Raw genomic sequence first — 26,071 nt, forward strand, 5'->3', positions numbered from 1 at the left:
TTACAAGAATACATTTACTATTATAATCACAAACGAATGAAGGCAAAATTAAAAGACCTAAGTCCAGTAGAATACCGAACTCAGGTCTTGGAAGCGCCTAACTTTATGTCTAACTTTTTTGGGTCAGATCACATTATACGGGAAGCTTTTTTTTCGGGACGGAGGGACAGGTTCCTCGTCCCATTTTTTTATAATCAGGGAATGAACGACAAATCTAGAACGGAAACAAGAGGAAAAGTCGTTCATCGAGGGTATGAACGACAAAACTAGAAAGGAATCGATATCATGACGATGACTACTAGCAAATCAAACTTCATCCGCATCGGCTATCACCAATAAACTATTTCTAAAGTTTTATAAATTTGACTCCAATAGAAGAACCCAAAACGGGGTACTACCAACAAATATATAATGTTGGTGGTACCCTTTTTAACTTCTAAAACAGCCCACTGTAATATTAACATTAAATCAAACCACTTCTAAATATGTTAATGAAAGCAGTTAAGAGGGAGAATGTACAACCTTGAAACTCGTCTCAATATGTTTATTCATAAGTGTTTCTGCTTTAATTGGATCTCGCTCTTTTAAGGCCTCTAAAATCTGTTCATGATCGTTAATTAAGACAGGGAAACTATACGTATGTCCTTTTAGGAGGCAATTCCGGATATAGAGCACTTTTGTACTGATTACTTCAAATAATTGAATAAGCTGTTTATTTTGTGAAGAAAGTGTAATGGTGTCATGGAATTGTTGATTTAAGCGTGTCAGTTTTTCCGTATTATTTTTTTCTAAGGCTTTTTTAGTATCTTTTATAATTTGTTCGAGATCTTTTAATTGATCATCTGTAATTTTTTGTGCAGCTAGTCTAACCGATAGTAACTCTAAGCTTCTTCTGCATTCATAAATATCTATTATGTCATCTGGACTTGGGTTATAAACAAAGAGGTAACTATCTTTTTGTTCGATCAGCTCATCTTTCGTTAACATTCGAATAGCTTCTCTAACTGTCCCTCTGCTTACTCCTATTTGTTCTGCCAATTTAGATTCAACGAGACGCTCACTAGGTTGAAATTCTCCATTTAAAATTTTTTCTTTGACGATTTGATATACCTGAATATGAAGCGCGTCTGTTTTTTTAATTTCCCTCATTTCATTTCTCCCTTCAATTGTCGTATGTTCCATAGTTGATTCATGATATAAGGTTGATTTCATAACTTTGAAGCATTAACTTGGACTTTGAGTGTCAAATCTCCATTTTAGGAGTCTCTTTATATTAGCGAAATGATAGAAGAATATAAGTTTACTGTTGGTAAATTAATATTAAACTAAATATCTATCAGAAAAAAGCAAAATTTCTAAATTTTTTATACTGTTAACTGTTGACAGTCAACAATGGAGAAGTTAAGATAAAAAAACAGGTTTTCCATTTTCTGAAAATAGAAAACTTGTGAAAAAGCGCTTACATAATACGTTAAATGGAGAAAAATCGAGTGAAAATATTTGAAGGTATTTTATAACTATCTTCCTAGAATATTGGGAACTTGGAGAAATGAAATCATTTAACAAGGGGGTGACCATTCATGGGAATGACAATGTCAGAAAAGATTCTAGCTAAGGCTTCGGGGAAGTCTAGCGTAAAGGCTGGAGAGATCGTTTGGGTAAATGTAGATATTGCCTTAATGCATGATTTATTAGGTCCATGGTTAGTTGACGGAGGTTTTCGTCGTCTAGGAGGAAAACTATTTGATAAGGATAAAGTGGTGGTAGTTTCCGATCACTGTACACCTCCAGCAACAGTTCAACAAGCGGATATTTTAAAATTCACAAGAGATTGGGCACGTAATCACGACCTTCCTTACTATTACGAATTTGAAGGACCTTGTCATCAGGTGATTGTAGAGCATGGTCATGTTCGTCCTGGACGCTTAATTCTAGGTACTGATTCACATACATGTATGGCAGGTGCACTTGGGGCGTTTGCAACTGGGATTGGTTCTACCGAAATGATTGGTGTTCTATTAACAGGTGAAACATGGTTGAAAGTTCCTGAAACAATCAAAGTTGTATGGGATGGAAAGTTAAAAGAAGGCGTATATGCAAAAGATATTGTGTTAAAAACAATTAAGGAACTTGGACATGCCGGCGCAACCTATCAAACAATTGAATTCTCTGGCAGTGCGATTAAAGAATTGTCAATGGATGAAAGATTAGTATTATCGAACATGGCAGTCGAAGCGGGTGCGAAGACTGGTTTAATCGAACCGGATGAAACAGTGGTTGAATACTTACGCTCTAAAGGTGTACAAGATGAAATCGAATTGTTTGCAAGTGATGAAGATGCGGTTTATTCCCATGTGTTACATTTTGATGCTTCTGAATTAGAGCCTCAAGTTGCTTGCCCACACGAGGTAGATAATGTACATCCAGTTAGCGATGTAGAAGGAAAAGCGGTCGATCAAGTGTATTTAGGTTCATGTACAAATGGTCGAATTGGTGATTTGCGAATAGCCGCAGAAATATTAAAAGGAAGAAAAATCGCCAAACATGTCCGCTGTTTAGTTGTACCAGCCTCACAACATGTTTGGATGCAGGCCAATAAAGAAGGAATTTTAACCACGTTAACTGAGGCAGGCTGTATCGTTAATATGCCATCCTGTGGTGCATGTGGCGGGTTCACAAGTGGTGTTATAGGAGCAGGAGAAGTCGTCATGTCTTCATCCAATCGAAATTTTAGAGGACGAATGGGAAGTTCAGACGGTGAAGTGTATCTAGGGTCACCAGCAACTGTTGCAGCAACAGCGATCGAAGGAAAAATAGCGGACCCACGAAAGTATTTGTCGAAGGAGGTCATGCTTTAATGTCATTCGTAATTAGAGGACGAGTATGGAAGTACGGAGATAACATCAATACGGACATTATTTCTCCCGGACAATATATGAGCTATCCAGTTGAAAAGCAAGCTGAGCATGCAATGGAAGCAATTGATGCGGAATTTGCAAAAAAAGTTCAACCGGGTGATGTGATTGTTGCTGGAAATAACTTCGGTTCTGGCTCAAGTAGGGAAACAGCACAAATGGTATTAAAATACCACAAAATAGGGGCTATTGTTGCAAACTCCTTCGCGCGTATTTTTTATCGTAATTCGATTAATGTTGGTCTTCCAGTAGTCGAAATGATCGATACATCCGTCATTGAAGAGGGCGATGAAATCGAAATCAACCTATTGGAAGGAAAAATCATTAACCATACAAAGGGTGAAGAATACGAAGGAACAAAACTGCCTGAGCATTTAATCGAAATGGTAAAAGTCGGTGGTTTGGAACCGTACCTAGCAAAGAAACTAGGAATATCTTAAATTTTCAATAAGTTTAATGAAACTAGTAAAACCTATAACAAATAAGAAAAGCAATTCTTTCATAAACCAGGAGGGCTCGAAATGAGTAAAAATTATCGTGTAGGTCTAATTGTTCCAAGTTCTAATACAACAATGGAAACAGAAATCCCAGCAATGCTTAATAGAAGAATGCAAACAAAACCAGAAGAAACATTTACATTCCACTCTGCTCGTATGCGTATGATGCATGTGAATCCGGAAGAATTAAAGAAAATGGATGTGGATAGTGACCGTTGTGCAGTCGAATTGTCTGACGCTCGCTGTGACGTGTTGGCTTACGCTTGTCTTGTAGCGATTATGTGCCAGGGACCAGGGTATCATGAAATTTCTCAAGAACGTTTAGGTAAAGTGACGGAAGAAAACGGAGGGAAATCTCCAGTTGTAAGTAGTGCAGGTGCATTAATCGAAGGGTTAGAAGCAATCGGTGCCAAAAAAGTATCCATTATCACGCCTTATATGAAGCCGCTTACACAAACGGTGATCGAATATTTAAACGGGGCAGGAATTGAAGTGATTGACTCTATTAGTTTAGAAGTAGCTGATAATCTAGAAGTTGGTCGTTTGGATCCTGAAAATTTAATTGGCATTGCAGATCGACTTAATATTCAAGGTGCAGATGCCGTTGTTTTATCCGCTTGTGTACAAATGCCATCACTGCCAGCTATTCAAAGGGTTCAAGACAGATTAGGGGTACCTGTTTTATCAGCTGGAGTCGCAACAGTTTATAAAATCTTAAAGGAACTAAACCTTTCAACTGAAGTTCCTGAAGCAGGTCATTTGTTATCAGGGAAATTTTAATCGAAACAATTATAAAAAGGAGAGAGACTAATAGATTTAGGGATCTAGAGAAAGCTAGCACTAGTCTCTCGATGTTTCTTGCTCGAATTGTACCATGTTCGATTCTTTATAAACTTTAGAGAATATCAGGTTTGTAAAAAGAGTTCCAATTTATGAGTACATAACAAGTAAGTTTAACGGTTTCTTTATCAATTGGTATATAGCTAGATTGAGAGCTATTACTGTTAACAGTACAAATAACAAATTTATAAAATGAAATGTCGGAATATTCATAATTGAGATTAAGCTTTCCATTTAGTTTCACGGAGAATCATTCACACAAACAGAATCAATAAGGAGGCGAAATATATGAGTTTAGAAATCATCACACTTATCGTGCTTTTAGCAATGTTTATAGTTGGGTCAGTTATTTCAGTAAATATGGGCGTTTTAGGAATGGTAGCTGCCTTTATAGTAGGTACCTATGTTAGTGGATTAGAAGTGGCTGACGTGTTTGCAGCATTCCCAGTTCAAATGTTTATCTTGTTAGCGGGGGTTACCTATTTATTTGCCATTGCATTAAATAATGGAACACTTGATATGATTATATCTGCCGGTTTAAAGCTAGTGAAAGGAAATGTAGGGCTTCTTCCTTGGGTACTATTTTCATTAGCGGCTTTATTATCAGCTGTTGGAGCTTCAACGGTTGCCATTGCACCAATTTTATTCCCAATTGCGATGCGTTTGGCATTTAAACATAAAATTAACCCAATTTTGATGGGGACTTTGATTTCTACCGGAATGTATGCGGGTTCATTCTCACCACTTAATATCTTTGGATTGGTTGTAAAGGGTGTTATGGACACACAAAACATATCCTATTCCCCAATCATGCTGTTAGTTTACTGTTTCATTTTTTACGTATTAATCTCAGTAGTCGTCTTTATTGCATTCGGTGGAATTAAATTAATTAAACTTCATACTAAAGGTGTGATCGGTGGATTAGAAGCAGCTGCTACAGTTGAAAGCGGAGTTACAGGGGCTGCTAATAGTAAAGATGAAAATCCGACTTGGTATAAAATTGTTACACTTTTAGGTATTGGCCTTCTGATTACATTAGCTTTAGCATACGGAATGGATATGGGCTTCGGCGCTCTAATGATTGGACTAGCACTATCATTAATCCGTCCGAAAGATCAATCACAAGTCATTAAACAGATGCCTTGGGGTGTTATGTTAATGATCTGTGGGATTATGACGTATATTGGTGTGATGGACAAAGTAGGAACGATGGATTTCATGACAGATCAAATCGCAAGTGTTGGTAGTCCGACTTTCGCTACATTAATTGCTGCTTATGTGGGTGGAATTATCTCTGCCTTTGCTTCCACAACTGGTTTCTTAACAGCAGTTATTCCATTAGCTGCACCAATTTTACAAGATCCAACGATGTCTTCACTTGGCGTACTTTCTACATTAGCCATTGCAGCAAGTGTGGTTGATATTAGTCCATTCTCTACAAACGGTGCGTTAATCATGGCAAACGTTCAAGGTGTGGAAGAGCGTTCATTCTTTAAAAAGCTATTATTAATCGCAGCATTATTCATCGCATTTGGACCAGGTCTTGCATGGCTTATTTTCACAGTGATGCTGTAACTATATTTAAAATTGAACTTGGGGGAATGTATAAATGAAAGCGGTTGTAATTTCTGATTTTGGCGGTCCTGAAGTGTTAAAGTTAATTGAAATGGAACAACCATCAATTGGATCAAAACAAGTACTAATTAAAGTTGTCTCGACATCGGTCAATTTTGCTGATATCAAAGCAAGATTTGGCCAATATCATGGAACGGGTCAACCACCATTTATCCCTGGATTAGATGCAGCGGGAATTGTTGAAGCAGTTGGCTCGGAAGTTCAAAAAGTAAAAGTGGGGGACAGAGTAATTGCATTCCCTAAAAATGGCTCCTATGCCGAGTATGTTGTCGCAGAAGAAGAGTTAACTTTTGTCCTTCCTGATCAACTAGATTTTGATATTGCAGCGGCTTGTCCGACTGTAGCTTTTACTTCCTATAAGCTTCTAGCAGATGTTGCAAGAGTTCAGGAGGGTGAAACCGTTCTAATTCATGCAGCAGCCGGTGGAATTGGTACTACCGCTATTCAGTTAGCAAAAATCTTAGGAGCAGGCCAAGTAATCGGAACAGTTGGGAATAAATCAAAAATTTCTGCTGCTGTCGATGCTGGTGCAGACCATGTGATTTGCTATGAAACTGAAGACTTTGCTGAAAAAGTTAATGAATTAACTGACGGAAACGGTGCGGATGTGATTTTGGATTCGATCTCCGGATGGGTGACTGAAAAAAGCTTAGATTGCTTAGCTTACTATGGTAGATTAGTAAATTTCGGAATAGCTAATGGTGATGTACCTGGCATTGTGAAAAGTACCGACTTGCATTCTAGCTGCCGTTCTATTTTAGGTTTTAGTTTAGGGACAACCCGTAATCGTCGTCCTCACCTATTACAAGACACGGCCGATAAAGTACTTCCATATTTAGCAGATGGTCGTCTTCAAATGAAAATCGGTGCGCGGTATTCTTTGGAAGAAGCAGCTAAAGCACATGAACTCATTGAATCAAGACAAAGTACGGGTAAAGTGTTGCTAAATGTGAACCCATAAAATTTGTGTAAAAACCACTAGCACTGCGTGAATAGTTTAATACAAGAGCCGTAGATTTTAGTGGCAAGTAGATGGCTTCGGTAATACACCGGAGTCATTTTTTATCGATTCAACTTTAAATCCTCTTAAAAAAGTATAATATTTAGGAAAAATTTTTCGTATGACGTAATTTTATTATGTAAACTATAAATGGTAAAATTTGAGCATCGCAAGTTAATCTTTTATAATGGAGACGAACCAAATAAATGATAATCGGAGGATTTTATGAAACTAGGCGCATTCTCAGTTAGTTTAACGGTGAAAGACATTCATGCATCAAAAGCATTTTATGAAAAGCTTGGATTTACAGAATTAGGTGGGAACATCGAGCAAAATTGGTTAATTTTAAAAAATGGCGATACAGTCATTGGGCTATTCCAAGGAATGTTTGAAAAAAACTTGCTAACATTTAATCCAGGCTGGAATCAAAATGCCGAAAATCTTGACTCTTTCACCGACATACGTGACTTACAAAAACAACTAAAGGAAAATGGAATCAATTTTATTTCGGAAGTAGATGAAACGACAGAGGGACCTGCAAGCTTTATCATTAAAGATCCAGATGGCAACCCAATTTTATTCGATCAACATCGTTAACATAGGTGATAACTGAGGTAAAGAATAGTATTGTTGGAGGAAGGGGACTTTAGCTCTTCTTCTTTTTTTGTTGTTCGAGGTAAAGGGATTGGCTGATTTATTGGAGAAGGCTATTTGCTTAAGGAGATTTTTAGTGAGTTTATAATTATATTATGTAAACTATTATTTTAAAAGATATTGATGAGATAAAGAAAAAAGTTCCCGTTATTTTCTATATAATATGGTTTTTTAAAAACATAAGGGAATTTTCTTCCGTTAATGGATAAAGTGAAGGCTTTAGAAGTTGAAATAAGAGAATAAAATTCCGTTAAGTGCTCTAATCCAGAGGGAGATTTGAAGATTTTGATGAGATAAGGGAAAAAGTTTCCGTTATTTTTCAAATAATATGGTTTTTTTGACAATTAAGGGAATTTTGTTCCGTTAATGATTAAGGTGGTGGCTTTTGAAACTGAAATAAGAGAATAAAATTCCGTTAAGTGCTCTAATCCAGAGGGAGATTTGAAGATTTTGATGAGATAAGGGAAAAAGTTTCCGTTATTTTTCAAATAATATGGTTTTTTTGACAATTAAGGGAATTTTGTTCCGTTAATGATTAAGGTGGTGGCTTTTGAAACTGAAATAAGAGAATAAAATTCCGTTATATGCTCTAAATCAGGAAAAATTTGAACATTTTGATGAGATAAGGGAAAAAGTTTCTGTTAATTTTCATATAATACAGTTTTTTAGAAACATAAGGGAATTTTGTTCCGTTATTGAATAAAGTGGTGGCTTTTGAAGCTGAAATAAGAGAATAAAATTCCTTTATATGCTCTAAATCAGGAAAAATTTGAACATTTTGATGAGATAAGGAAAAAAGTTTCCGTTAATTTTCATATAATACAGTTTTTTAGAAACATAAGGGAATTTTGTTCCGTTATTGAATAAAGTGGCGGCTTTTGAAGCTGAAATAAGAGAATAAAATTCCGTTAATTGCGCCAAATCAGGAAAAATTTGGACATTTTGATGAGATAAGGGAAAAAGTTTCCGTTATTTTTCAAATAATAAGGTTTTTTTGACAATTAAGGGAATTATCTTCCGTTATTGAATAAAGGGGAAGCCTTAGAACCTAAATAAGAGAAATAATTTCGGTTACTTCTTTAAATAAGGCAGATTCCGCTATCTATTGCCGGCACTGCAGTGGCTATTCTTCCCAATAAAAATAACCCGATTGTTATCCCTTTTTTAGAAGGATCCTATTTGGAAAATTATGGACTTATATTTTTGCTCCTGCGTTGAAATAACCTTTGCTCTTCGCAAAAAAACGCGCGACACTATCTTCAAAATGTGTTCTCTGAAAAATGGACTCTACTTTAGATTATTGCTCCTGCGCTGCCATTGCTGCTCGTCGCAAAAAAAGGACCGACTTCCTCTATAAAAGAAGGTTTTTTCTAAAGAATTTTTGCAGTACTATTAATTATTGCTCCTGCGCCGCAATGTTGCTCGTCGCAAAAAAAGGACCGACTTCCTCTATAAAAGAAGTTTTTTCTACAGAATTATTGCAGTACTATTGATTATTGCTCCTGCGCCGCGGTAGCTGCTCGTCGCAATAAAAAATAACCCGATAACTACTTCTATTCAAAGGGAGATTACCTTAAGAAATATAAACTACTTTAGATTATTGCTCCTGCGCCGCAATGTTGCTCGTCGCAATAAAAAATAACCCGACTACTACTACTATTCAAAGGGAGATTACCTTAAGAAATATAAACTACTTTAGATTATTGCTCCTGCGCTGCGGTAGCTGCTCGTCGCAAAAAAATGGACCGACTTAAAGAGTCGGTCCATTTTCTTATTGATGCTTTCTTTGGAAATCTAACATGAAGTTTGCTAGTGCTTGGCAAGCTTCGAATGGTACTGCATTGTAAGTTGATGCACGGCAACCACCAACTGAACGGTGACCGTTTAATCCAACAAATCCAGCTGCTTTTGCTTCAGCTAAGAATTGTTTTTCTAATTCTTCGTCAGCTACACGGAATGTGATGTTCATTAAAGAACGGCTATCTTCCGTTGCATGTCCTGTAAAGAAGCCATTGCTGTTGTCGATCACATCATATATGACTTTTGCTTTTTCTACATTTTGTTTTTCGATTGCTTCTAGGCCACCTTTTTCTTCAACCCAACGTAACACCTCGCCTAACATGTAAATACCAAATGTTGGAGGTGTGTTGTATAAAGAGTTTGAATCGGCGTGTGTTGTGTATTTTAACATTGTCGGAATATTTGTATTAGCTTTTTCAAGTAAGTCTTTACGGATGATGACAACCGTCACACCTGATGGACCTAAGTTTTTTTGAGCACCTGCATAAATGATGCCGAATTTACTCACATCAACAGGGCGAGAAAGAATGTCACTAGACATATCTGCCACTAAAGGAACATCGCCAGTTTCAGGGAATTCTTTCCATTGTGTACCGTAAATTGTGTTATTAGAAGTAACATGAACATAAGCATCATCTGCATTGAACCCGATTTCACTTAAAGCCGGGATGTTGCGATATTTATTTTCTTTTGTACTAGCAGCTTCCACTGGAGTACCAAATAGTTTTGCTTCTTTTAATGCTTTTTCAGACCAAGAGCCAGTTAAAACATAACTTGCTTTTTGTCCTTCAGATAAGAAGTTCATTGGCACCATTGTAAATTGTAAACTTGCGCCACCTTGTAAGAATAATACTTCATAGTTTTCTGGAATAGAAAAAAGCTTACGTAAACGAGCGATTGCACTATTATGTACTTCTTCGTAATTTGCACTACGGTGACTCATTTCCATGATGGACATGCCAGCACCTTGGAAGTTTACGATTTCTTGTTGTGCTTTTTCAAGAACCTCAAGTGGTAGTGCAGATGGGCCTGCGTTAAAATTGTATGCACGTTGATTTGTCAAATTAATCACTCCTTGTACTAGTCGAAAAATATCGAATTACTCTATTTGATTATATACTTTTTTAGATAGAATTGGTTCAATTTTTCAATAATATAATGAATTTTGCAATTAATTTGAATAAAAACGCTTTCTTTTCGCGTATATGAGAAAAGAAAGGGGAAATTGAGATTATAGTATCCCACATTTAATAGATAAAGACGAACAAATTGTCATATTAGACCAGGTCATCGATAGGAAATACGAATATTGAGAATGAAATTAAAAAGGGATTGATTCATCGTTCGTGTTTTTATCTAAAAAATAAGTGGTTTCACATAATTGATAAAATCTCGAAATCTGAATCCTATAGAAAAAGGAATTTTACATTTTCTATTGAAATAGTAATTAGGAATAGACTAAGTAATAATTTAGAAAGAGGTGAACGGTCATGACATATTTAATATCATTATTATTTTATGTTGTACCCGCCCTGATCCTTTTGTGGTTTATGGTGAATATCGTATCATCGCAAAGAGAACGAAATAAAATATTAAGAGAAATTGCAGAAAAGCTAGATCATATAAGCAAAAAAGCTGACTGGGATAAAAAAGGGGAATAGTTTCATGTGTTTAGTTAATTTTAATTTTCAACAACATTCGAAATATAAGCTAATTGTAGTCGCTAATCGAGATGAAGAATATGGACGCCCGACGCAAGCAGCGCATTTTTGGGAAGACGAGCCGAACCTATTAGCCGGAAGGGATTTATTACAGAAGGGGACATGGCTGGGCATTTCAAAAAATGGACGTTTTGCGGCTTTAACGAATTACCGTGACCCAAGTGAACCACCTAGACCATTTTCGCGAGGGGATCTTGTGCGAAATTTTTTAACAATTGATCAAACAGCCGCCTCTTACATTAGTGAACTCAGACAAAAAAGAGAGCTTTACGGTGGATATAATCTGATCGTTGGAAATGGTGAAGAACTCATCCATTACAATAATGTTTTAGATGAAACAAATATCATCACACCAGGCGCACATAGTGTAAGCAATGCCTCACTTAATTCCCCTTGGCCTAAAGTAACAAAGGGAAGAACAAGATTACAAAAGTATATCGATACACATCCTGAGGAAGTTCAAATTGAAGAATTATTTTCGTTTTTATTAGACCGCGAACAAGCACCAGATGCTGAATTGCCATCTACAGGCGTTGGGATTGAAATGGAACGTAATCTATCTTCATTATTTATTCAAATTCCTGACTATGGGACACGATCATCGACAGTTGTTTTAATCGATCAACAAAATAACGTGACCTTTGTAGAACGTACATATATTGAAGGGGAGTTTGACTCAGAAAAACAATTTTCATTTCAGGTGTAACAAGAAAGGACTGCTTCTGAATGAGTTTCAGAACAGTCCTTTTCGCCAATTTAAAAACTATTAAATAGTTTGGCTCCTGGGGTTAACTCGGCGCATAAAAAAGCCTTGGACACATTAGGATGAAGAGGAAAATCACCCATGCGAACTAAAAATCCCCCACAAGCATCCAAAATCCTCTTTATTCTGGGTACGTCATCCCCGAGCGTAAACCCCGTCTCAAAAATTGCCTCTCAAGTAAGCAACTTATGCCATTTCCGTATAGTCTTTTGATTTTGTTAAAACATACGTCAAACTAAATACCCCTAGTAAACTAATCACACTCGCTACAAGTAAGTCATCACTGTATTCAATGAATTTAAACCCTAGTGTGAGCGATATACCATCTTCAGACCCATTTGGTAAGTAATAAAGATAATGATCCACCATTAAATCGATACTGCAAAGAATATAACAAAAAACGAAGCCCATCATAGCGGTTATGCCGTATTGCTTCCAATTTTGATTTTGGCCGCTTATTAACTGATAGTACAAAGAAAAAATCGTAATGGCTACGATAATGGTTGCAAGTTCAAACCAATCAACATACAAAGATTTTGTAATAGCTAATACCAATAATAATGTAATCGAAGTTCCAATTAATATGGATTTATTCACTCGGGATCATCTCCTTGCTAGTTTTGGTATTTCTACTATTCTTCTATTTACAGAAGATTCCCTTTATTTCATACGAAAAAACGTTCGACAGTGTTCGTAGATGTTTGTCATCGAATGATTATTATTAGATACTTTAGCCTAGTTCGCAGTTGTGGTTTTGTCGAAAAGATGGTGTAAATAGTTCGAGAAAATGGTGGAATAAATAATGAAATAAATAAGGTAAAACGGATTTCCAGATAAGAAAATAAAAAATTGTTGTTATCTAAACGAATGTCACTATTTTGTTGCCACCTTTTGCATTTACTAGTGTAGTAATGGCTGTAGGCTTTAGAAGCTAGTCAGTGGAAATTTTTTTCCGAAATCTCCACACCTGTCCATTACCACAGGAAGGAAACGCCATAAACTATAATATATCTTGAATGAAGGGGGTTAGAATTATGGGATACTCTAACGTTGGTGGAGCAGGCGGTTACGGATGTAACGGATTCGCATTATTAGTAGTCCTTTTCATCCTATTAATTATCGTTGGTACACATTTCAGCAATAAAGGCTACTACTAATTTATACTAACTTAAACAGCATATAACGTTTAAATGGATTCTAGAGTTTAGGCTCTAGAATCCGTTTTTTGGTAAGTCTAAATCATTCCACAATTCACCCTTTTCTCTTATAATAAAAATAGTATTGAAGAAAAGGGGATTTTTGACATGGATTTAGGTTTGAAGGACAAAGTAGCAGTCATCACCGGTGCTAGTAAAGGAATTGGCCTTTACTCTGCTTTACAATTAGTAAAAGAAGGCGCAAAAGTAGCAATTGCAGCACGAGATGAAGAAACATTAAAAGAAGCACAAGAATTTATCCAACAGCAAACTGGCGAGAAAATATTCACCATTTCTGCCGATGTTTCAACAGAAGAAGAGTGTAAAAAAGTCATTGAGAAAACCGTTGAACATTTTGGACAATTAAATATTGTCATTAATAATGTCGGAACGTCTTCTGCAAATTCATTTGAAGATGTCGAAACAGAACTTTGGCACTCCGATCTAAATTTAAAATTATTTAGCGCGATCCACTGTTCGAAATATGCTTTACCCTATTTAAAAGAACAAAAGGGTGGGGCCATTTTAAATGTCACAGCAGTGCTAGCTAAAACGCCCCCAGCTTCAAGTTTACCAACAACTGTGAGTCGTTCAGCTGGACTAGCCTTAACAAAAGCGATGAGTAAAGATTTAGGAAAATACAATATTCGTGTAAATACAGTGTGTATCGGACTAATTCGTAGTCACCAACTCGAAGCGAAAAGTCAAAGAGAAATGCCAGGAGCGACTTGGGAAGAGTACTCAGCAGAAGTTGGGAAAACCATCCCACTTGGACGCATCGGAAATACAGAAGAAGCAGCCAATGTAATTACATTTTTAGTATCAGATGCTGCGTCCTACGTATCAGGCACTAGCGTCAATATTGATGGTGGTTCAGGAAATGCCCTTTAATTAGTATTAAAGAGGCCTGGACATAAGTAGAATTTTTAAGGAAAGCCACTATTTTTTTTAGTAAGATATTGATATTTTATAGTTTGAGAGCAATAAGTGTTAGCCATTCTCCGAAAAAACGCGGCCTACCACTGTAAGCCGCGCCAGTTTCCGGAAAGTTTAGAATGACAAATTTTATGTGAGCGGACCTTGCACAAAGCCGGGGGCAAAAACGCCACGTCCGCATGTCTTGCCCCCATGACCAAGCACGCGCGCGGCCTCAGAGACAAGTCGTAAAGACACGTACCACGTGGCTTTGCGGCTTGTGTGGGGAGCGAAAGCGCCACGTCCGCATGTCTCGCTCCCATGACCAACGTCGTGTTGGCCTCTTAGTCCGCTCTCACCAGATACTTTATAAGACTCATTATTAGAATTAACAGAAAAAAAACATCAGTTTTCTCTTTTTGAGAAACTGATGTTTTTTGGATTTGTCCCTACCTCTTTTTCATTTTTCGCTTCTCATATTTGAATCCACTACCAACTTATAGTTAAATGAAAATCAAGTGAAACTTTTTCACACCCTATTTCGTATGTAAATTAAGATCATACCAATGTACTTATAAACAACACAGGTCATCCTGTTACATAGATTTTCACAATTGAACGGAGGATTTCCATGTCAGAAATGAAAAACCCATTATTCGACGATTTAGAAACACGAAACAAAGAACAAACAACGAGTGATTTAGTCGCGCAACCTGAGCCAAAACAATTGGTTTCAACAGAAGAAATGTCTCAAATTCGAAAACGACAACTTGCCTTAAAAGAAGAACCACAAGTACAGGAGCTTGCCAAAAAAATTGATCCAAAAAATCAAATTGCAGTACTCGAATTTGGGAAAGAGACAGCAAAAGGAATTTCCACCTTCTCTGATAAAATGCTGGCCACAATTAAATCAAGTAAACTTGAAAAATCAAGTGCACTCATCAATAACTTGAATAAAATTATGGACCGTTTTGATCCACAAGATTTTAAAGAAGAGAAGAAAGGGATTCTATCGAAAATTTTCGGAAAAGGTAAAGAAAAACTTGAACGTCTACTTTCCAAATATGACACGATGAATAAGGAAGTAGATAACATATATAACGAAATACAAAAGTATGAGTTTGAAATGAAAAAGAACACGATGGAACTTGAGCAAATGTACGATCAAAACTTGGAATACTTCCAAAGTTTAAGTGAGCATGTTGCGGCAATTGAGGTAAAGCTAGACCAATTACACAGCCAAATACCTCAGGTTGAGGCAAGAGCCAATGAAGGGGACCAAGAAGCGATTATGGAACTCGAATCGTTACGTACGGTTATGGAGTTGCTAGAGCAACGTCGCTACGATTTAGAAATGGCGCAACAAGTATCATTCCAATCCGCACCTCAAATTCGAATGATTCAACAAGGGAACAATCACTTAATTGGTAAAATTAACTCTGCCTTTGTCACAACCATTCCTATTTTTAAGCAAGGATTAGTTCATGCAGTGACAATCCAACGTCAAAAACTCGTAGCAGATTCAATGAATGAATTAGATAAACGAACAAACGAAATGCTCGTCCGTAATGCAGAAAATATCCGTAAAAATAGTGTGGATATAGCACGAACAGCTGGGAACCCAAGCATTAAAATCGAAACCATTGAAACGACTTGGCAAACGATTATGGCAGGAATTGAAGAAACAAAACAAATCCAAGCTGAAACGATTGCAAACCGCGAAGAAGGTCGTAAACGTATTGAACAATTGCAGCTGGAATATGAGAAATTAAAACGGGTTTAACATGCACCCCCATCTTTTTAAGTAGAGAAAAAATCCGAATAGGAAAAAGAAAAATAGATTACCCGGCAAAAGTCAGGTAATCTATTTTTTCATTTTGCAAAGCTTCTAATTAGAAACCAAAACCTCTTCTTCGAATTGGATGGCAGTTTGGATTTGGGTTTTCAGGAGTCCCGCAATTTCTATTTGTTTCTGTAAATTCGTTTACAGTTGATTGTGTAACCGGGAAGTAATGTTCATTATGTCGTACATGACGGTTAATAGTTGTGATATGCGTTGGATGGATATGTGGTACTACTGTATGAAATATGTTAGTGCGAACGACGTGTTGAGTTGGTGATACATGTGCTGGTGCGATTTGAGTAGGATGTACATTAGGAGGACAACAAATTGGGCACTTACAACGATTAGAATGACCGATATTTCTGTTAAACATAGTTGTGCACCTCCTTCTATTAGAATGACCTTGCATTATTACTATATGTTCTGCTAAATAGAGTGAATAGTTAGATACCTAATTTTCCATACAAAAAGGAAAAATAGAGTGTATTTGTAAAATAATAGACTAACTTCATAGGTTAAATTTCTTAAGTGAAATGACTAAAGGGAGTAAGTGCATGGGTCAAGAATCCGTCTCATTATCTCTTCTAGTCTTGTAGTCCTCGGAACCAAATTAATTGAAATTAGTGGAATGAAAATGGAGGCTGGGACAAATCAAAAAACTTGCTGTTAATTCTAATAATAAATCCAATTAACTATCCGGTGAGAGCGGACTAAGCACACAAGCCGCAAAGCCACGTTGTACGTGTCTTTACGACTTGTCTTTGTGCTTTGTGTAAGGTCCGCTCACATAAAATTTGTCCTTCTAAACTTTCCGGAAACTGGCGCGGCTTACAGTGGTAGGCCGCGTTTTTTCGGAGAATGGCTAACACTTATTGCTCTCAATCTAAAAATTATCAATATCTTATTAAAGATAATAGACGCTATCCTTAAAATCTGTACTTTTGTCCGGGCCTCTTTTTAAATAGAGAATTAAGCATCATTTCGCATATGAAAACAAATATAAATCTTCTCGAAAAGAAAAAAGATTACCTATGTCAACATGATCATAGGTAATCTTTTTGATTATTTTACCAGTGTCTTCTTCCTTTATGGCAGTGTCTCATATGTTGACCATATGGTGCGCCACAGCAAGGAGATTGAGCGCCACCTACCATACCCGGTGCTCCGCCGTATGGAGATTGTACGCCGCCAACCATACCTGGTGCTTCGCCGTATGGAGATTGAGCGCCACCTACCATACCTGGTGCTCCGCCGTATGGAGATTGAGCGCCGCCAACCATACCTGGTATTCCACGGTTTGGAGATTGAGCGCCGCCAACCATACCTGGTGCTCCGCCGTATGGAGATTGTGCACCACCTACCATATTAGGTCCATTAAATCGGCTACTTTCCTGTTGGAATTCATTTACAGTTGATTGTGTAACAGGGAAGAAGTGCTCGTTGCGTCGAACATGGCGATTTACATTTGTGATATGAGTAGGATGAACATTTGGTACAACTGTAGGGAAAATATTAGTACGAACAACTTCTTGAGTCGGTGATACTTGTGCTGGTGCCACTTGAGTAGGGAATACTTTTGGTGGACAACAGATTGGGTTATTGCAATGATGATGATGTTTTCTTCTATTAAACATTCAAAATTCCTCCTTTCGCTTGGTAATAAGCTAACAATAATAATATATGAGCATTTAAATGGTGCTCCTAGTTGTATACCTATTTGAGAAATAATAAAAAAGAATAAATCGCCAAGTAGGGAGGATCTTCGTTTGAATATTATCATTAATAAAACATTTAACTCGTAAAAATTAACTTTGTGTGAATTCAAAATATTTATCGTTGAAAAACTGAATGAATTCCTTTACAATTAATTCATACTAAACGAATAGGTTTTAATGGAATACAAATAAGGATGGTGCACTAATGATGGCAAACCTTTTAAATGAAACAAAACAATATTTGGATGTAGTTAATAAACAGCCATCACTCCATACGATGACACCGGTAGAAGTACGAGAACTACGTGCAGGGCAACCAAAACCGCTAAACAATAAAACACAAGTAAAAAATATAGAAGATCAACTGATTGAAGTTCGTGATGGAGCGTCTATCAAAATTCGAATCTACTCCCCAAAAGGAAAAGGACCGTTTCCAATTATCATTTATTACCACGGTGGAGGATGGGTTTTAAATAGCATTGAAACGTGCCACGAGTCTTGTCAATTGTTAGCAGCTAAAACGAATTCTATCGTCGTTTCGGTTGATTATCGATTAGCACCCGAATTTCCATTTCCAACGCCAGTATATGATGCGTATGATGCTTTTCTTTGGACAGTGAAAAATGTTGGAGAATTAAACGGTGTTGAGAATCAAATCACAGTAGCGGGTGATAGTGCAGGTGCTAACTTAGCGACTGTTGTATCAATGATGAGTCGAGATTTAAATGGCCCTACAATTGCTTCCCAATTTTTGCTATATCCCGTAACGGATTTAACGTATAATACACCTTCATATAACGAATTTGCTGAAGGATTTGGCCTGGAAAAGAAGGATATGGAATGGTTTGGCCATTATTACTTGCAACAAGAAACTGAAAAACAAAATCCCTATGTAGCACCATTAAGAGCTGAACATTTAAATAATCTACCACCTGCCTTCATAAAAGTCGCAGAAAATGATGTATTACGTGATGAAGGCATTGCTTATGCAAAGCGTTTATCTTATTCAAACGTAACGGTTCAGTTAGAAACAGCAAAAGGGCTCATTCATAGCTTCTTTACGAAAAATGAAGTATTCAGTGAGTATATCGAAAAAACAATTGATCAATTTCATGAGTTTCGAAAAATGAATCATTAACAAAGTAGGTGCACAAGTTGTGTACCTTTTTTTATTATGTACGCGTATGATGTTCCAATAAAAGTGAGAAGATGGTGATAAGGGAGTGTTCTAAATGAAATGGCTCGTGTACTTTATTTTTATCATATTATATATCATGGTCACATTTTTTGGATTAGGCCCTGTGTTAATGGCAGATGGTTCATCACAGGAACGATTCATTACCTTTGTGGTTGTTGTCATCATCTATATCGTTATTACATTCTTCCTATTGTTATGGAGGAAAAAAGTGAATAAGAAAAAATAACCTAAAAGATTGCACATGTCTTTTAGGTTTTTATTTTTCAAAAAATATGTCTCTTATTTCTTCATAAATCCATATATAACGATTGGAGCGAGGGGTGTTAACGTTAGGAGAGGTTCGATGATTTAAAGAGAGTTAATCATATAAAACTACAAAGATAACAAAACCATTTTAATAGCCCGACTCAAGTGTTTAGCGAAACATACTATATAAATAGTTCGCTCTGGAAAAATAGAGTTATAGTTTCAAAATAAGAAATGGAGGCCAAAAGGATGAGTCAAATAACCATTAGTCCCGGGCATTACGGGCCAGGAACCGCCGCTCGAGATTTAATTGATGAAGGTACGGAAACTCGAAAAGTAGTGGATCGTGTCGTTGAGCTTTTGAAAAATGAAAAAATTGCGGTGAACAAAGTAGTCGACACACAATCGACGAGTCAATCACAGAACTTAAATTATTTAGTATCTGCGCACAATCGTACTCAAAGAAAGCTAGATGTCAGTATCCATTTTAATTCATCTGGCGAAAGGACTACTAAAGGGTTAGGGACAGAAGTGTTGTATGTCAATGAAAACTTAAAAGACTTTGCAAGTAAAGTTAGCAAAGCAATCTCTGTAGCAAGTGGGTTAAAAAACCGTGGAAGAAAGAAGCGAACTGAATTATTCTTCTTAAACAATACAGAAGAACCCGCTATTTTGATTGAAGTATGTTTTGTCAATTCAACTGTCGATGTCAACTTGTATCATACTCAATTTGAGAAAATATGCCGAGCCATTGCCGACGAGTTGATTCGTTTTGTTAAACCGAATTACGAACCAAAACCTGCAAAATCTCCACAACAAAATGTATCAGACGGGGGAAATTATTCATTACCACAAATTCATAAGTCAGGGGGAGTGGTAGGCGGATTTACGAGTCCATCTTTAGTTAGTCGTCTGGAGGCAATCCTACAAAATGAAAAATTACTCCAAGACATCCTCCAAAAAGGTGTGGATGAAAAAGTCTTCATGGCCAGCTGGTTAGACAAATTAAAGGCTGGCACACTAACTACAAGCGATTTACTCGGCCTTTGCGCTTTAATTGTGGAGAAAGAATTGAGTGGGACATAGGGATTTTCCCTTATCCCACTCAATTCTTTCGTGAATGTAGAAACTTTTCGCCCCTTTATCCGTATAACAAGTAGTAGCTATATAAATAGTAAAAAGAGTACGTTGAAAGGAGTTGCGTCATGACGTTAGCAATAGAACATGTTGTCAAGCGGTACAAAGACTTCACCGCGGTGAAAGACCTTAATTTTACTATCGATCAAGGGGAAATTTTCGGCCTAATAGGGCAAAATGGTGCTGGGAAAACTACTACTTTTCGTATGATCTTAAATTTACAAGAACCCACGAGTGGAAAGATTACATGGGATGGTTCTCCAATCAATTCTATTAATCGTGATTGGCTTGGCTATTTACCAGAGGAGCGCGGGATTTTCCCTCAAATGAAAGTAGAAGAGCAGCTATACTTTTTCGGAAAACTTCGAGGAATGAAGCAAGAAGAAATAAAAAAAGAAGTCGATTTCTGGATTCATCGCTTTGAATTAGATGAAAAACGACATGATAAAGCCGAAACATTATCAAAAGGGAATCAACAAAAAGTGCAGCTCATTGCGAGTTTTATTCATAAACCAAAGTTTTTAATATTAGATGAACCCTTTAGCGGACTTGACCCGGTAAATCGAGATTTACTGAAGGATGCCATTCTCTTATTAAAAGAACAAGGGATGACCATTCTTTTCTCAAGTCACCAAATGGATAATGTGGAGGAACTTTGTGATCATTTATGCCTATTAAAACGGGGTGTTTCCTTATTTTCAGGTAGCTTATTAGATTTGAAAAAGCAATATGGAAAAACGAAATTAACGATCCGTACTGACATGCAAAAAGAAGAGCTTGTAAAAATGGTAGGCGTAAAGGAAGTCAAACAGGAACGCGATGAATACGTCCTAACATTAATCGATGAATCTTTCGCAAAAGGCATTTTTGATGTCGTAGCAAAAGGACAATTTATTGAAAAATTCAGTCTCGATTATTTATCTTTAGATGAAATATTTAAAGATCAGGTAGGTGGCGACAATGAATAAACTTGGGATTTTAGTTAGTCAATTATATAAACAAAAGATTCGTTCTAAGTCATTTATTTTGATGACACTTTTATACATAGCGATCATCTCTGTAGTGATGTTCTGGACTGAGATTTCTTCCCTATTTAAAGGAGAAGATGAGGCACTGCAAATTGCTTTAATAAAAGAAACAGATGTTAATTTAGGACAAATCTTTGTATCCAATGAAGAGATTGAATTCTCCTACCATACAAAAGATGTTAAAACAAACATGTATGAACAAGTTAAAGATGGAACGTTAGATGCTGTTATTGTCTTTTCTGATGAAAATAAAAATTTAAAAGCAGAAATTGCAACTTTTTCACCGCTTGAACTTAATGATCAATCGGAAATCTCGTCATTAATCCAATATGCGGGAAAAATTTATGCGATTCAATCGATGAATTTATCAGCACAGGAAGCAGAGCAAATTTTAAACTCTGAACCGATTATCACATCAATCAGTCTAAATGAAGCAGGCACTGAGGGGAAAAGTGAGGATCAAAAACAATCAGGGATATGGGTATCCTATCTTGTAGGTATTGTCATTTACTTCTTTATCTCTGCCTTCCTATCAATGATTACGACGGATGTAGCATCGGAAAAAGGGTCTCGAGCATTAGAAATGTTACTCGTTAGTGTGAAACCGAGCACCCATTTCCAATCAAAACTATTCGGGGTATTCTTACTCGCTTTAACTCAATTTGCGATTTTATTCGGAGTGATTTTTGCTCTCCTTCGCTTTACGGATGGCGGCACAAAATGGGATATGGTCACATCTCTGGTCCAAGATCTATCCTATTCTTATGTGTTCTACGTGATTGTGTTTTTATTCTTAACGATTTTCTTGTTCTTAATTATCGGTGCACTATTCGGGTCACTTGTTTCTAAAGTTGAGGAAGCCGGTCAAGTGATGATGCCTGCTATTATGATTACACTTGTTGGATTTTACGTCATGATTTCAGGGATGGCAAATCCAGATACGTTGTTAATAAAAATCTTCTCATATATTCCTTTAACTTCAGGAATGGTTATGCCAATGCGAATTGCAGCAACTGATCTTAATACAATAGAGCCGATCATCTCACTTATTTTACTCATTGTAACGGTGATTGCCTTCTATACGCTGAGCCTATCCTTCTATAAACGAAGCGTTTTAACGTATAGCTCAGGTGGCGTTATTCAAAAAATTAAATCGGTCTTAAAATTTACTACGTAATTATTGAATGAAATGGAAGGGGGCGCCGAATCGGTTCGGTCGCCCCTTTAATATTGACAAAAAGTCGGTGTCTCACCTTAACACCAACTCCACAAAAGTGGGACGAGTAACCATCCTCATATCCCTAATCTATTAATTCACGGTTAACAAATTCACTTGAACATGTTTGGATTTCACTAAAAGGTTTAGTCGAAACAAAAATAGAGTTTTTAGTTGTTTGAAGCGAATAAAAACTTTCAGGATAATCTACAACACATCCATCCATTCCCACAGGTATTAGAAGGATTATTTCAATAAAGGATTCATCTAGCACGATATTTTTTAACATGAAATAGGGAGTACTAAAATAGTACCCTTCTTTTGTTCTGCCTAGCGCTATAAATGGTTTTGTAGAATTTGTCATTAACATAAAAGGAATAGAATAACATTTATTGATTTCTTCTAATGGGCGTTTTTCAAATAAATGTTCATTTATTTCCATTTTAAGTTACGTCCCTTCAACTTGTTGCATTATAAGGGGGTAATGTGAAATTCTATCTGTGAAGCTGCATCTATTGCATTCTTTTTCGCTTCGTCTTTTGTTTTGCCCTTTGCTAATACATATCCATATCGATCTCCCATTGATAAAGGAGGTGATAAGATTTTTCCCTTTTTTGGTTTGATAAACACCTTTAAAACCCCTTGCTGCTCCAGAGCAGTCTGTTTACCATCGACTTTCATTAATTCTCCATATTGATCAACAGTTAGATAATGCGCATATACCGTTTCTTCTTTTGTCCTATGAAGCGTTGGTGCGTTACCAAGATACACATTTAGAATTTGTTCTGCATAGTTAAATCCATATGCCTCTTGAATTAAATCGTTCATCACCCCACCTGAAATACGGGGATTTGCTTCAATTAATTTCCAACTATTTTGGACATATCGCATCTCCAAATGACAGTTCCCATTCTCTAAACCAAATGTTTGGATGATATCATTAGCCGTCTGAATAAGGGAATCTTTATACGTATTTTCTAATGCATTAGGAGAAATGCTATATCCCGTTACAATAAATTTTTCAGTTTTAGTTATTTCTTGTTCCACGATTGTGGCTATTTGAATGTTTCCTTGATGAACAATTGCCTCCACAATGACTTGTGGACCACTTAGATACTCTTCTATTAATAAGTCATCATCAAAACGAGTTCTTAAAAAATGGATTCGATTTCTAAGTTGAGCTCGATTTTTAATCAAATAAACATGCTTAGACCCACACGATTTTGGCAATTTCAATATGAGAGGAAAATTATTTTTTACATTCTTAAAAAAATGCCTTAAGGAAGCTTCATAAGGTAAAATATCAAAAAATGGAGAAAAGGGTTGATTTTGTAGTTGGTTTCGTGTTAGCAATTTATCTTCCATTACTTTAAATGCATCGACTGAAAGATTGGTTCCACATAATTCATTTGAAAAGCTTGCTGCGAGGTAAACATAGGAATCAATAAAACTGATTAAACAGACTACGTGTTCATTTTGCTGAATTTGTGCAATCGTTTCCCGAATGTGATCTAGTTCGTCAAAATCCACAAAATGAAATTCGTCTATTTCAATAAATTCGTCCTTTTCGTCTAAAATTCTTTTATTGGAAGTTAGTAAGTGCACTTTAAATCCAAGGCTTTTTGCAGCTATAATTCCTTCTCTTGAGGATCCAGATTTGTATGTTTCAAAAAAAATAATGGATTTCACTTTGGCGACACTCCACTACTAAAAAATCTTGATAGGGGTTTTCCGAAGTAATATTTAAAGTATGAAACTAAAGGTAGGGGAGAATTAACTAAATGATATATGACTGCAGATTTTGGATTTTTACATAATATTACTTCTTTTTTTCATTAATATATGAATGAATGGTGAAAGTGGTACATATTTAGGCCAGTAATACGCCGATTCACTAAAAACTACTTTTCCGGGAATAAAAAAGGTTTTAAATCCAGCAGCTTATGCGTATGAAATAAATCCAGTGTAAGGATGTTGCCGGTAATAAGCGTCCTAGAAATAAAATATTTTCCCATTATTTAATCATGCTTCGATTTAAATGAAATCTAATTTCTTTAGCTGCATTTTTAGCGTTTTCTTTCGCCAGTTCTGATGTATCCCCGGTAGCAATAACATAGCCGTATCGCTGACCCATAGATTTAGGTGGAGATAAAAATGTACCTTTTTTAGGTTTTATATAAACTTCTTCTACACCCGGACAAAGTAAAGCACGTTTTTTACCTGTTACTTTTTCTAAAATGCCGCTAGTAGAAACAAAGATATATTTTGTAAATAAATGTTTTTCCCATTTACGTGTTAAGTTCGGCTCCATTCCAAGTTGAATTTTTAATGTTTCTTCAACTAAATTTATGCCATATGCAATGTCAATCATTCTATTCATTGCTGCACCTGAGATTCTAGGATTGATTTCAATGAGTTTAACCTCGTTTTCTACAATTCTTATTTCTAAATGACAAGCACCCGTTTTTAACTCGAGGGTTTCAATGATGTTTTTGACTGCTCCTTCAATCGTTTCAAAAAAATCTTGATCGATCTCATTCAATAAGTTATACCCAGTAATAATAAAACGTTCTAAATTAACTAACTCTTGTTGGAAAATAGCTAGAATATGAATTTCTTCATTTACAACAACTGTTTCTACTAGGTATTGTGGGCCGTCAAGATATTCTTCTATTAAAATCATTACATCGGGATATCTTCTAGTTAGTAATTTGACACTTTTTCTGAGCTCACGATCATTTTCTACTTTGAACACGTCCCTTGAAGCGGTAGAAAAAGGGGATTTGATCATTAGTGGATAAGAAAGATGTTCTGTAATAGTAGAAATAGATTCTTCAAATTCCGTTCCATTTAACTTAATAAACTTAGGCGTGCAGGGTAAGTCCTTTAATAATTCTCTTGTTAAGGTTTTATCTTCCATTGCTTTTATGGCATTGAGTGACAGGCATCCATTACAATATTCTTCATGCAGTTCAACTGCTAAAGACACAAAAGGATCGACAAAGCTCACAATGCCTTCGATGAGTAACCCTTGCCTTTGGTTACTTTCAATGGTCTTTTTTATTTCTTGTAGATTTGTTAAATCAACTAAAATCATTCTGTGAACGTCTGGAAAGTTAACTCTTTGCTTGATGAAGTTCTTACTGTTCGTTAAAAGTACAGTAAAATAGCCTAGTTTTTCGGCGGCTTTAATTGCTTCTCTACTTGAGCCTGATTTTGTTGTGTGAAGGAAGATGATAGTTCTCAAGATAATTTTCCCTCTTTCTTTATTAAATATTGTATTAGCACGATTGTCTTTTATCGCGCATTACGGCATGTCGACGAAAAACGTCACATCCATGTGGCAACGTCGAAACTAGCACGTACTATGCGTCATAAGACTCACCTTTATTGTTATACTATTTATTATGGATGGAAATGAATGGTTGATTGTCATGAATAACCCAAATAAATTAGGAATATTGAATTATAAAAATTGGAAAATAGTAGGGGAGTGTCGTGTGGAAATGAACGAAACAATCTTAAACTTTCTTAACATGAAAATGTATAGAATTGTTTACATTTCACGAAAAAGTGGTAAGTTGACATTTTAAGTGATTTTCATAAGAGAATCGAGGGCATGGAGATCGATGGTACAAAAAAGGAACAAAATCTAACTAAATTTTCTAAATTTAAATGAATTGCAAGTACACGATGATACTTGAAGCACAAGGTTTAGTCAACGTTACCATAAAGGAGTAATTCCCGATATA

Annotated in this window: 24 protein-coding genes and 1 pseudogene; 17 read left to right on the plus strand and 8 right to left on the minus strand. The window is 36.3% G+C overall.

All coding sequences use genetic code 11. The annotated features are described in order from the left end of the window. Positions 1–96: pseudogene (locus JOD29_RS15705) on the plus strand (IS3 family transposase); the annotation flags it as partial. Positions 97–501: 405 nt separating this feature from the next. Here the strand turns inward: JOD29_RS15705 and JOD29_RS15710 are convergent. Continuing rightward, entirely contained in the window at positions 502–1,149 is a 648-nt protein-coding gene (locus JOD29_RS15710) for a GntR family transcriptional regulator (protein ID WP_158610590.1), read from the minus strand. 431 nt (positions 1,150–1,580) lie between these two features. Here JOD29_RS15710 and JOD29_RS15715 point away from each other — a divergent pair, with 431 nt between their 5' ends. The 6 genes from JOD29_RS15715 (at position 1,581) to JOD29_RS15740 (ending at position 7,484) form a co-directional block, all read left to right on the plus strand. Continuing rightward, complete coding sequence (locus JOD29_RS15715) at positions 1,581–2,858, plus strand: 3-isopropylmalate dehydratase large subunit (RefSeq protein ID WP_124766412.1); 1,278 nt, start codon at positions 1,581–1,583, stop codon at positions 2,856–2,858. Continuing rightward, the gene (locus JOD29_RS15720; protein WP_124766413.1) at positions 2,858–3,355 is read left to right on the plus strand and encodes a LeuD/DmdB family oxidoreductase small subunit; all 498 of its coding nucleotides are present in this window, start codon (positions 2,858–2,860) and stop codon (positions 3,353–3,355) included. Before JOD29_RS15715 ends, JOD29_RS15720 begins: the two co-directional genes overlap by 1 nt. An 81-nt stretch (positions 3,356–3,436) precedes the next feature. Further along, complete coding sequence (locus JOD29_RS15725) at positions 3,437–4,192, plus strand: maleate cis-trans isomerase family protein (protein ID WP_124766414.1); 756 nt, start codon at positions 3,437–3,439, stop codon at positions 4,190–4,192. A gap of 348 nt (positions 4,193–4,540) precedes the next feature. Continuing rightward, a complete protein-coding gene (locus JOD29_RS15730) occupies positions 4,541–5,827 on the plus strand; it encodes an SLC13 family permease (RefSeq protein WP_124766415.1) in 1,287 nt (428 codons plus the stop codon). Positions 5,828–5,861: 34 nt separating this feature from the next. Continuing rightward, complete coding sequence (locus tag JOD29_RS15735; protein WP_124766416.1) at positions 5,862–6,848, plus strand: quinone oxidoreductase family protein; 987 nt, start codon at positions 5,862–5,864, stop codon at positions 6,846–6,848. 264 nt (positions 6,849–7,112) lie between these two features. After that, positions 7,113–7,484, plus strand: coding sequence for a VOC family protein (locus tag JOD29_RS15740; protein WP_124766417.1), 372 nt, complete (start codon positions 7,113–7,115; stop codon positions 7,482–7,484). Positions 7,485–9,312: 1,828 nt separating this feature from the next. On the opposite strand, the gene serC is transcribed toward JOD29_RS15740, so the two are convergent. After that, the gene (serC, locus tag JOD29_RS15745) at positions 9,313–10,404 is read right to left on the minus strand and encodes a 3-phosphoserine/phosphohydroxythreonine transaminase (protein WP_239585759.1); all 1,092 of its coding nucleotides are present in this window, start codon (positions 10,402–10,404) and stop codon (positions 9,313–9,315) included. Between the two features lie 427 nt (positions 10,405–10,831). Here serC and JOD29_RS15750 point away from each other — a divergent pair, with 427 nt between their 5' ends. Then, positions 10,832–11,002 carry a hypothetical protein gene (locus JOD29_RS15750; RefSeq protein WP_192894252.1) on the plus strand — a complete coding sequence of 57 codons (171 nt, stop codon included), beginning with the start codon at positions 10,832–10,834 and terminating at the stop codon, positions 11,000–11,002. Between the two features lie 4 nt (positions 11,003–11,006). Beyond that, positions 11,007–11,768, plus strand: coding sequence for an NRDE family protein (locus JOD29_RS15755; RefSeq protein WP_124766418.1), 762 nt, complete (start codon positions 11,007–11,009; stop codon positions 11,766–11,768). Positions 11,769–12,011: 243 nt separating this feature from the next. Here JOD29_RS15755 and JOD29_RS15760 read toward each other — a convergent pair whose 3' ends face one another. Then, positions 12,012–12,422, minus strand: a complete 411-nt coding sequence (locus JOD29_RS15760) for a hypothetical protein (RefSeq protein ID WP_124766419.1) — start codon at positions 12,420–12,422, stop codon at positions 12,012–12,014. 434 nt (positions 12,423–12,856) lie between these two features. Between JOD29_RS15760 and JOD29_RS15765 the strand changes: the two genes are divergently transcribed. The 3 genes from JOD29_RS15765 (at position 12,857) to JOD29_RS15775 (ending at position 15,719) form a co-directional block, all read left to right on the plus strand. Next, on the plus strand, positions 12,857–12,982 hold the full coding sequence (locus JOD29_RS15765) for a YjcZ family sporulation protein (protein ID WP_192894253.1): 126 nt from the start codon (positions 12,857–12,859) through the stop codon (positions 12,980–12,982). 147 nt (positions 12,983–13,129) lie between these two features. Next, complete coding sequence (locus JOD29_RS15770) at positions 13,130–13,912, plus strand: SDR family NAD(P)-dependent oxidoreductase (RefSeq protein ID WP_124766421.1); 783 nt, start codon at positions 13,130–13,132, stop codon at positions 13,910–13,912. A gap of 655 nt (positions 13,913–14,567) precedes the next feature. Next, positions 14,568–15,719 carry a toxic anion resistance protein gene (locus JOD29_RS15775; RefSeq protein WP_124766422.1) on the plus strand — a complete coding sequence of 384 codons (1,152 nt, stop codon included), beginning with the start codon at positions 14,568–14,570 and terminating at the stop codon, positions 15,717–15,719. A 109-nt stretch (positions 15,720–15,828) separates the two neighbouring features. On the opposite strand, the gene JOD29_RS15780 is transcribed toward JOD29_RS15775, so the two are convergent. Further along, entirely contained in the window at positions 15,829–16,152 is a 324-nt protein-coding gene (locus JOD29_RS15780; protein WP_124766423.1) for a CotD family spore coat protein, read from the minus strand. Positions 16,153–16,846: 694 nt separating this feature from the next. Further along, positions 16,847–17,413, minus strand: coding sequence for a CotD family spore coat protein (locus JOD29_RS15785; RefSeq protein WP_124766424.1), 567 nt, complete (start codon positions 17,411–17,413; stop codon positions 16,847–16,849). Between the two features lie 286 nt (positions 17,414–17,699). Between JOD29_RS15785 and JOD29_RS15790 the strand changes: the two genes are divergently transcribed. The 5 genes from JOD29_RS15790 (at position 17,700) to JOD29_RS15810 (ending at position 22,280) form a co-directional block, all read left to right on the plus strand. Beyond that, a complete protein-coding gene (locus tag JOD29_RS15790; protein ID WP_239585760.1) occupies positions 17,700–18,632 on the plus strand; it encodes an alpha/beta hydrolase in 933 nt (310 codons plus the stop codon). 94 nt (positions 18,633–18,726) lie between these two features. Then, positions 18,727–18,918: a DUF6954 family protein gene (locus tag JOD29_RS15795; protein WP_124766425.1), complete on the plus strand. Its 192-nt coding sequence runs from the start codon at positions 18,727–18,729 to the stop codon at positions 18,916–18,918. 269 nt (positions 18,919–19,187) lie between these two features. Beyond that, entirely contained in the window at positions 19,188–20,024 is an 837-nt protein-coding gene (locus tag JOD29_RS15800) for an N-acetylmuramoyl-L-alanine amidase (protein WP_158610591.1), read from the plus strand. Between the two features lie 119 nt (positions 20,025–20,143). After that, positions 20,144–21,043: an ABC transporter ATP-binding protein gene (locus tag JOD29_RS15805; protein WP_124766427.1), complete on the plus strand. Its 900-nt coding sequence runs from the start codon at positions 20,144–20,146 to the stop codon at positions 21,041–21,043. After that, positions 21,036–22,280, plus strand: a complete 1,245-nt coding sequence (locus JOD29_RS15810; RefSeq protein ID WP_124766428.1) for an ABC transporter permease — start codon at positions 21,036–21,038, stop codon at positions 22,278–22,280. The genes JOD29_RS15805 and JOD29_RS15810 overlap by 8 nt, the downstream gene beginning before the upstream one ends. Before the next feature lie 124 nt (positions 22,281–22,404). Here the strand turns inward: JOD29_RS15810 and JOD29_RS15815 are convergent, their stop codons facing one another. From JOD29_RS15815 to JOD29_RS15825, 3 genes are all read right to left on the minus strand, one after another. Further along, positions 22,405–22,761 (minus strand): hypothetical protein, encoded by a 357-nt coding sequence (locus JOD29_RS15815; protein WP_124766429.1) that lies wholly within the window; start codon positions 22,759–22,761, stop codon positions 22,405–22,407. Between the two features lie 29 nt (positions 22,762–22,790). Continuing rightward, positions 22,791–24,008, minus strand: coding sequence for an ATP-grasp domain-containing protein (locus JOD29_RS15820; protein ID WP_124766430.1), 1,218 nt, complete (start codon positions 24,006–24,008; stop codon positions 22,791–22,793). A 325-nt stretch (positions 24,009–24,333) separates the two neighbouring features. Continuing rightward, positions 24,334–25,566 carry an ATP-grasp domain-containing protein gene (locus JOD29_RS15825; RefSeq protein ID WP_124766431.1) on the minus strand — a complete coding sequence of 411 codons (1,233 nt, stop codon included), beginning with the start codon at positions 25,564–25,566 and terminating at the stop codon, positions 24,334–24,336. Between the last annotated feature and the right edge of the window lie 505 nt (positions 25,567–26,071).

The organism is Lysinibacillus composti (assembly GCF_016908465.1).
GTDB classification, from domain to species: domain Bacteria; phylum Bacillota; class Bacilli; order Bacillales_A; family Planococcaceae; genus Ureibacillus; species Ureibacillus composti_A.

Bases quoted from the DNA above. Each gene is read 5' to 3' on its own strand.
- JOD29_RS15810 (WP_124766428.1), top strand. From the start codon at position 21,036: ATGAATAAACTTGGGATTTTAGTTAGTCAATTATATAAACAAAAGATT.
- JOD29_RS15790 (WP_239585760.1), top strand. From the start codon at position 17,700: ATGATGGCAAACCTTTTAAATGAAACAAAACAATATTTGGATGTAGTT.
- JOD29_RS15785 (WP_124766424.1), bottom strand. From the start codon at position 17,413: ATGTTTAATAGAAGAAAACATCATCATCATTGCAATAACCCAATCTGT.
- JOD29_RS15710 (WP_158610590.1), bottom strand. From the start codon at position 1,149: ATGAGGGAAATTAAAAAAACAGACGCGCTTCATATTCAGGTATATCAA.
- JOD29_RS15735 (WP_124766416.1), top strand. From the start codon at position 5,862: ATGAAAGCGGTTGTAATTTCTGATTTTGGCGGTCCTGAAGTGTTAAAG.
- JOD29_RS15815 (WP_124766429.1), bottom strand. From the start codon at position 22,761: ATGGAAATAAATGAACATTTATTTGAAAAACGCCCATTAGAAGAAATC.
- JOD29_RS15740 (WP_124766417.1), top strand. From the start codon at position 7,113: ATGAAACTAGGCGCATTCTCAGTTAGTTTAACGGTGAAAGACATTCAT.
- JOD29_RS15780 (WP_124766423.1), bottom strand. From the start codon at position 16,152: ATGTTTAACAGAAATATCGGTCATTCTAATCGTTGTAAGTGCCCAATT.
- JOD29_RS15755 (WP_124766418.1), top strand. From the start codon at position 11,007: ATGTGTTTAGTTAATTTTAATTTTCAACAACATTCGAAATATAAGCTA.
- JOD29_RS15795 (WP_124766425.1), top strand. From the start codon at position 18,727: ATGAAATGGCTCGTGTACTTTATTTTTATCATATTATATATCATGGTC.
- JOD29_RS15720 (WP_124766413.1), top strand. From the start codon at position 2,858: ATGTCATTCGTAATTAGAGGACGAGTATGGAAGTACGGAGATAACATC.
- JOD29_RS15725 (WP_124766414.1), top strand. From the start codon at position 3,437: ATGAGTAAAAATTATCGTGTAGGTCTAATTGTTCCAAGTTCTAATACA.
- JOD29_RS15775 (WP_124766422.1), top strand. From the start codon at position 14,568: ATGTCAGAAATGAAAAACCCATTATTCGACGATTTAGAAACACGAAAC.
- JOD29_RS15730 (WP_124766415.1), top strand. From the start codon at position 4,541: ATGAGTTTAGAAATCATCACACTTATCGTGCTTTTAGCAATGTTTATA.
- JOD29_RS15715 (WP_124766412.1), top strand. From the start codon at position 1,581: ATGGGAATGACAATGTCAGAAAAGATTCTAGCTAAGGCTTCGGGGAAG.
- JOD29_RS15800 (WP_158610591.1), top strand. From the start codon at position 19,188: ATGAGTCAAATAACCATTAGTCCCGGGCATTACGGGCCAGGAACCGCC.
- JOD29_RS15770 (WP_124766421.1), top strand. From the start codon at position 13,130: ATGGATTTAGGTTTGAAGGACAAAGTAGCAGTCATCACCGGTGCTAGT.
- JOD29_RS15805 (WP_124766427.1), top strand. From the start codon at position 20,144: ATGACGTTAGCAATAGAACATGTTGTCAAGCGGTACAAAGACTTCACC.
- JOD29_RS15750 (WP_192894252.1), top strand. From the start codon at position 10,832: ATGACATATTTAATATCATTATTATTTTATGTTGTACCCGCCCTGATC.